Below are 6544 nucleotides of genomic sequence, written 5' to 3'. Positions count from 1 at the left end.
AAAAGCTGCCCACGGGTCAGCACTTGCCGGGGATTTTTACGAAACAGGTTCAGCATTTTGTACTCCATCGGGGATAGAGTCAGGGGCTTGCCGTTTAAGGAAGCCGTCTGCTCCGAGAAGTCCAGAAACAACCGCCCGTCGTCGTAAATGTCCTTGGCCGGTTTGTGGTGTTCCAGCATGGCGAACATGGCTTTGATTTTCCGCTGCAAGGCCCCAATCACAAAGGGCTTTGTGATGTAGTCCACCGCGCCCACCTCATAACCCCGTATCTGGTCGCTCTCCTGATCGTTGGCGGTCAGGAAAATCACGATGGTATCCGGGTGCTGGGGCTTTATCAGCTTGCACAGTTCAAAACCGTTCCCATCCGGCAGGTTGATGTCCAGCAGCACCAGATCAAATTCCCGCTGGCGGATGGCGTCGGCTGCGGTTCTGGCATTTAGGGCAGAAGTCACGCCGTAGCCGTCTGCGGTCAGGTTATAGGCCAACATCTTATTCAAAAAACTGTCGTCCTCGACAATTAAAATCTGCTTCATATCCTCACTTCCTTTGCTTTTTGCAGATAGTATAACAGGCAAATGTCCGCGAAATGTTACAACGGACAAAAAATTTTATTTTTTGCATTTCTCTGTTATAGCAGTTCAAAATAATAACTCTATTATAGGCAGTTATCAAAGGTTTATCAATGCGGCAACTATACCTCTGCCAAAGACTCTTAAAACTACTGGCAAGCAATGCAATCTTACGTAAGATTGCGTATTTAGCAGAAATCCCGTTCCCGGAATTCCTGCTAAATGCTTGTTGGTGACATATCCCCAAACCCCTGAGATCATTGCCGGTGGCAATGGCTGCGCGTTCCGTTGGAACGCTGAAAACGAAAAGCAGACAACCTTATTGACGAGATTTTTCTGTGCTACGCTGCGGTTGTGGTGGGGAAGAAATCTCTAATAGATATTCCACATTGGATCGAACATTATGAAGTTCTCTCATATCATTTTTGGCCTGCTTATAGGAAGAATAGGATTTCCGTTTTTGTTCCAGAAGATCGCTGTATTCCTCCCGGAGAGATTTGACAGAGGGGAGCTTTTGGATTCCCAACTCGTCAAAATGATTCTTTGCCGCCTTGTGCAGCAGAATTTCAGACTCATGTGCTGTTCGGTATTTTTTGCTATACCCAGCTTTGCGATATTCTACATAGACAGCTCGCGTTTTCACATAGTTTACAATCTGCTTTTGCAGCTCGGCATTGGCGTTCATTTTTGACTCCAGATCTTTGATCTGAACGGATAAGGTATTGAAATTAGTGGTAGCGGCGTTGGCTTTTTCCAGAAGATCCTCATAACCCATATCGCCATGTTCTTTTAAGTAGAGCACTGCCTGGGAAAGCTGTTTTAAGTTGAACACTTTTGCCCAACGCTCATAACCGGGACCTTTGCCGGAACGGATTGCAGCCTCTATATCTACCAGCAATCCAACTTTGGAAACCGGTTTTTTTGAAAAAGTATGGCGGGATTTTACTGTCCGTGTACCGGCAATTCGTTCTTTGATGGCCTGTTCTGTATAATCGCCTTTGAGCGTATCACATCGGGTATAATTTTCCTGTCCCGGAACTCGGAACCGAAGATGTTTTCTTTCACGATTAACTTCAATCCCGGCAGCCTCCAGCTTCTTTAGAAGTTCCCCAAAATCTTTTGGCTTTTCTTCTAATGCAGCATCAATAGCAATGCGTATCTGCTCCTGAAAGGAAGGCTGCTTTTTATTTCCCAGCCATGTGCCATAATGCTCCCGGCTGGGTTTCGGATTTTCTATAATCGAAAGACCATGTTCCAAACACAGCTTGTCATTCATTCGCCGGATCGCCCAGGTAGAGCCCCAGAAGTTGCGAAATTTTTTCTGACAGTCCAGTGTAGTAGAGTTGATAATGATGTGATTATGGACATGGTGCTTATCTACATGGGTACAGACGACAAAGGCATGGTTTCCTTTTGTGAGTTTTAGCGCCAGCTCCCTGCCGATCTGATTGGCTTCTTCCGGCGCAACTTCGCCGGGCTTAAACGCCTGACGAAGATGGTAGGCGATCACATCATCCGAACCCTGATTTCTGCCGGTCAGATTTGCATACTGTCGTTTGGACAGAAGGAATTCTGCATCAGCAAGCCGGGTATCACACTCATAGCCATAAATGAATTTTCCAAAATCGGTTTTCTGCGGATTTTCTACATAATCAATAATATCTGCAATCGCAGTAGAGATGTCCCGACCTTTTCCTACATGCAAAGGCATCAGTCTTGTGGTCGCTATTTTCGTCACCCCCTAACTTAGAATTTGATCCATATATAAAAAATTGTGGTAGCACTTTAGTTAACTCGGCCGAATTTGTTAGTTATTATTAAATTTATAACCATAGCCAATTACTGTTTTTATATACTCGTGTCCCTTGCAATATGGTTTTAACCTTTTTCGTATTTGAAAAATCGTGTTTTCTACTGCGTGCAAATGGTTATTTGTGGGTTCATGCCAAATCTGTTTATAAATCTGTTCTTTTGTGAATGTGGTTTGAGGAGATTGCAGTAACAAATAAAGGACTTCAAATTCGTTTGTTGATAAATAAACTTCCTGCTGTCCTAATATTACACAATGCCGGTTAACATCAATGTGTAAGGTGTGATTTGTTTGCTTTAATCCCCAAAATTCTTGTGCCATTGTCCGGTCATTCGCAATTTGTTCAAGCAGCAAGGATAATTCATTAAATTTTCTGACTTCCCTCAATTTCTTATATAGGTTGATAGTTATCGTACACCCATATATGTCCTTATCAAAATCAAAAATATGTGTTTCGATTGAAACAAAGCTATCATTATCAAGTGTAGGGCGCGTCCCAATATGGGTAACACCATAATATATCTTGTCACTTAAAAGAATATCTGCCACATACACCCCTGTCTTTGGCAAAAATGTATTTTTTGCTATTTCTATGTTTGCGGTAGGTGTCCCCACATGCTTTCCAATACCTCGGCCATGTATAACGATCCCTGTTAGTGTGCAAATAGGCTCATTTATTTTTTCTTTCATTTCAATCCTCATATAATCCCATTCATTGACAGGATAATCAAAACACAAGTTACTATAATAAAACTTGCCAGCATAAGCAGACCAGTATGCTTTTGTCTTGCTTCATTTTCCAAAGTAGCAACATATCCGCTTTTTCTCAAAGCGGTAACTATGGGCTTATACAGTAAAAATGTAATGGACGCATTTAACCCACCTTTCAATAAGTTAAATGGAAGAAAGGCAGGAAGTAACAATTCTACAACTGCTTCTCTTGGATACCCCATATAAAGCGGCGTTACCAAATAGTTCCACAACAGCATAACGATAACCGTTATTAGCCATCCCGATGCCAGACCAATCACTGCACCAGATAAAGTGTGCTTTTTTTTGTAAATGACAGATGCCGTACACGCAAAAGATAGTGTTTGTACGATATTCATAATACAACCTAATATTCCGGTATCGCTTACTGTAATCATTTCAAGGGTTGCTACAATAACAGATACAATGCAGGAAGTCATCGGCCCCCAAATAAAGCCGCCCAAAGTTACAATAACATCGGATGGATCATACTTTAAGAATAGAATAATAGGAATCCTGCCAACAACCATAGTGACATAAGTGATCGCACATAGCATACCAATAACTGTGATTCTTTTTGTTTTACTGTTCATAATTGCTTTCCTCCGTGGCAAAAAATTAACACCCAAAAGAAAATGTCTTTCAGGTGTTAGCATTATAATTAGGCCACAGAAAAGAAAGTAATCCTCTCAAAATCTGCGGAAATCTAACCATATCTTCTTTCATCCAGACTATACTGTTGGTTTTGGAATTACACCAAATCGTGCGTTTTACGCTCGCGGACTTTACCGCCAATCGGGAATTTCACCCTGCCCCGAAGACACTTTTATTCAGTTGTTTTCCCTGCAATTATAACATCAACTATTTTTGGAAGCAATGAATTGAAGAAAGTTCGGAAATATTTCGGAAACTTGCATTTTATGAAATAGGACTTACCGCCAATTCAATTCGCCATGTTCTCTGGCATAAGAGGCAGAATGATAATATGTATCTCTCAATAAAATCCCTCCAATCAAAAAAGTTATAATTGCAGAAAAAGAGCGGGGCTGCCTATGCGCCCCGCCAAATCTGCTTAACCAAATATAAAATCCTTTAAGGCACTGTTTGCTCCGCCAATGATCCCTACCAGCCATGCAGCCGCCATAGGCAGACCGTATGGACTGATAAGAAAGGCGATCATAAGCCATGCAAGACCCGGCAAAAATCCTGCGACAAAGAACAGCACCAATGCTGCCAGAAAGATGATCCCGGAAAGAATCCCAAGTACCGCACCGGAAAGGACCACTAAAAATTTACATACCAGATAAAGAATCCCCGTAACCAGCATAAAGGGAAGTGCCAGTAATTTACCTATCAAACGCATACGCTTTGCCTCCTTTCAGAAGGGCATCTGCCCTTATAAAAATTTTACCGTGACGGCAAAAAGAAAGCAACGACTTTCCGGCTGTTTATGAAATGTTTGCAAATCCCCGGATCAGTTTATCCATGCCATCCCAAAGGCTGTCCAGACGGGTGCGGATGTCCTCTATATCTGCGGCATAAATACTGCCGGTCTCATTGGCCCGTCTGGTATATTGGTTTAAGTTATTGGAACAAATGCGGAGAAGCCGGATCATTTCCTGAATATCTCCCATATCAAGGTGAATGATGTAACCGTCTACGGCCATCTTTCTCAGATATGCCGACAGGTTGGTAATGCCAAGTTCCGCCATGCGTTCTTTTACCAGTTCAGCCTCCGGTTCGGACATGACAAATTCGACGCGGACGGATTTTTTGTTATGCCCGTCCTTCATCGTTCCAACCCTCTTTTATGAGATGAGACCTCCTGCGTCGAAACCGCCGTTTTTGCTTTTTTGAGTTTTTCCCGCAGGGTGGTCTTTTCCAGCTTATCAAGATATTCCTCCAGATTTCCGGCTGCCGCATGATAGCTGCGTTTGAAGCGTTCCCGTTTTAGGATCATCATAAGTTCCGGCTCATTTTCCGGCAGATAAGTCATTGTTTTAGGGGCTCCATGCTCTGGCATAAGCCGGTTCATAAGCTGTCTCCGTTCCTGATAGGGAATCGTGATAACATTTCCATCCTCAAATGCAACGGCTACATTTCCGATTGGACAGGTCAATTTTTTCATCCGTTCCACATGTTCTCTGTAATTTAGCGGATAGAGATCGCCAAATATTTTTCCGTCCCTGACTTCTTTCAAAGAAATGGCATAAGCCAAAACAGGATCATTTGTCTGTTCCTGGTAAAACCGCCACACTTTGTTTTCATGGCTGCCCTCCAGATAAACTTCCCGTTCACGCAGGGTATAGGTTCCGCAGGGGCGTGACATCCAAAGAAGCTGTTTATCCTCTGAACGGTCTGACACAGCCAGTTTTGAGATCAGTTCTTTATCCAGGTCAAAGTCCTCTTTATAATGTTGGGTATGAAGATCTACGATACGGGAAAGAGCACCCAGAAGCTCTACATCCTCAAATCTTACCCCAGCCATCAGCGTTCCCTTTCCGGCACAGGAGGGATTATTTGCCTTGCTTCATGCTCCGGTTTATCTGCTTTCAGACGGTCCATCAAAGACGGCTTTGCTTCCGGCACCAGCTCCCGGATTTCTTCATCTGTCTGTCCATCTGTTAAATCCGGACGCACAGGAGGTTCGTTGTTCAGCCTGCCATCCAGCATATTGTAGTTGCCGGTCTGGCCTTCCTCATAAAGCTCCGCATTGCGAAGATAACTTTCCGGCGCCTGAAACGGCTGTCCGGCAAACAGAATTTCTCTTTGGGTGGTAAACTGTGCAAGGACGCCATTTTGCAGTCTCGCAAATTCTTCATACTGGCGCAGGGTAAGCCCTCGTTCCAGCATTTCCGCCTGGGTATGCGCCCAGCCTTCTCCATAAAGAAAATAATACATGTCTGGCTGATCACAGACAAAGCACAGGGAGCCGTCCTGATTGTCATAGTAAGATGGCTGCATATCCTGATAATAGCAGCGTTCCTCACGCCCCAAATATACACAGTTGTCCGCACCCAGCATAGCGACCATGCCTGCGTAATTACTATGGACCGCAGAGCGGATTTCTACCAGCGGATCTGTTTGAGAAGGAATCTGTCTGCCCAGAATCTCATTTTGTTTTTCCGCTGCATCATTTCTTGGTGTCACTTCTTCATGGCTGCGTGCATCCAGCTCCGGTTGAGATGTTCCTTTCCGAACAGCACCGGGTTCCGGTCCTTTTTCTTTCACATAGTATCGGACATTTGCTGTCGTATGCTCGTTGGCTTCCTTTGCATAGTTTTCAGCATCGGCTTTGCTATCAAATTCCAACGGTTTTCCATTTTCCTTGCACCAGCTTTGTGCCGGTCCGAAAATAGAAGTGCTGCTTCGTACCGCCCATACACCATAGGTCAGTTTCTTTTCCATTCCGCAT

Annotated in this window: 8 protein-coding genes and 1 riboswitch; all 8 genes read right to left on the bottom strand. The window is 43.9% G+C overall.

Annotation, left to right across the window (positions count from 1 at the left end; genetic code table 11):
* On the bottom strand, positions 1–533 hold a 533-nt coding region (locus EAI83_RS11550; RefSeq protein ID WP_129975403.1), incomplete at its 3' end, for a response regulator transcription factor.
* Positions 534–888: 355 nt separating this feature from the next.
* The gene (locus tag EAI83_RS11545) at positions 889–2298 is read right to left on the bottom strand and encodes a relaxase/mobilization nuclease domain-containing protein (RefSeq protein ID WP_129900186.1); all 1410 of its coding nucleotides are present in this window, start codon (positions 2296–2298) and stop codon (positions 889–891) included.
* 78 nt (positions 2299–2376) lie between these two features.
* Entirely contained in the window at positions 2377–3069 is a 693-nt protein-coding gene (locus EAI83_RS11540) for a riboflavin kinase (RefSeq protein ID WP_161206364.1), read from the bottom strand.
* Positions 3070–3077: 8 nt separating this feature from the next.
* Positions 3078–3722 (bottom strand): ECF transporter S component, encoded by a 645-nt coding sequence (locus tag EAI83_RS11535; RefSeq protein ID WP_069423984.1) that lies wholly within the window; start codon positions 3720–3722, stop codon positions 3078–3080.
* Positions 3723–3839: 117 nt separating this feature from the next.
* Positions 3840–3955: riboswitch (FMN riboswitch) on the bottom strand.
* A gap of 246 nt (positions 3956–4201) precedes the next feature.
* Positions 4202–4492 (bottom strand): CD1845 family protein, encoded by a 291-nt coding sequence (locus tag EAI83_RS11530; RefSeq protein WP_129900182.1) that lies wholly within the window; start codon positions 4490–4492, stop codon positions 4202–4204.
* An 85-nt stretch (positions 4493–4577) separates the two neighbouring features.
* Positions 4578–4922, bottom strand: a complete 345-nt coding sequence (locus tag EAI83_RS11525; protein ID WP_129900181.1) for a plasmid mobilization protein — start codon at positions 4920–4922, stop codon at positions 4578–4580.
* Complete coding sequence (locus EAI83_RS11520; RefSeq protein WP_129900180.1) at positions 4919–5617, bottom strand: hypothetical protein; 699 nt, start codon at positions 5615–5617, stop codon at positions 4919–4921. Before EAI83_RS11520 ends, EAI83_RS11525 begins: the two co-directional genes overlap by 4 nt.
* A complete protein-coding gene (locus EAI83_RS11515) occupies positions 5617–6537 on the bottom strand; it encodes a DUF4316 domain-containing protein (protein WP_129900179.1) in 921 nt (306 codons plus the stop codon). The genes EAI83_RS11520 and EAI83_RS11515 overlap by 1 nt, the downstream gene beginning before the upstream one ends.
* Positions 6538–6544: the final 7 nt, after the last annotated feature.

Source organism: Blautia sp. aa_0143, from assembly GCF_004167315.1.
GTDB lineage: Bacteria > Bacillota > Clostridia > Lachnospirales > Lachnospiraceae > Blautia_A > Blautia_A fusiformis.
Note: the sequence above shows the minus strand (reverse complement) of the source record. Positions and strands in the feature narration are given on the sequence as shown.

Coding starts and splice junctions, on each gene's coding strand:
- EAI83_RS11540 (WP_161206364.1), bottom strand. CDS start 3,069: ATGAAAGAAAAAATAAATGAGCCTATTTGCACACTAACAGGGATCGTT.
- EAI83_RS11515 (WP_129900179.1), bottom strand. CDS start 6,537: ATGGAAAAGAAACTGACCTATGGTGTATGGGCGGTACGAAGCAGCACT.
- EAI83_RS11535 (WP_069423984.1), bottom strand. CDS start 3,722: ATGAACAGTAAAACAAAAAGAATCACAGTTATTGGTATGCTATGTGCG.
- EAI83_RS11525 (WP_129900181.1), bottom strand. CDS start 4,922: ATGAAGGACGGGCATAACAAAAAATCCGTCCGCGTCGAATTTGTCATG.
- EAI83_RS11530 (WP_129900182.1), bottom strand. CDS start 4,492: ATGCGTTTGATAGGTAAATTACTGGCACTTCCCTTTATGCTGGTTACG.
- EAI83_RS11520 (WP_129900180.1), bottom strand. CDS start 5,617: ATGGCTGGGGTAAGATTTGAGGATGTAGAGCTTCTGGGTGCTCTTTCC.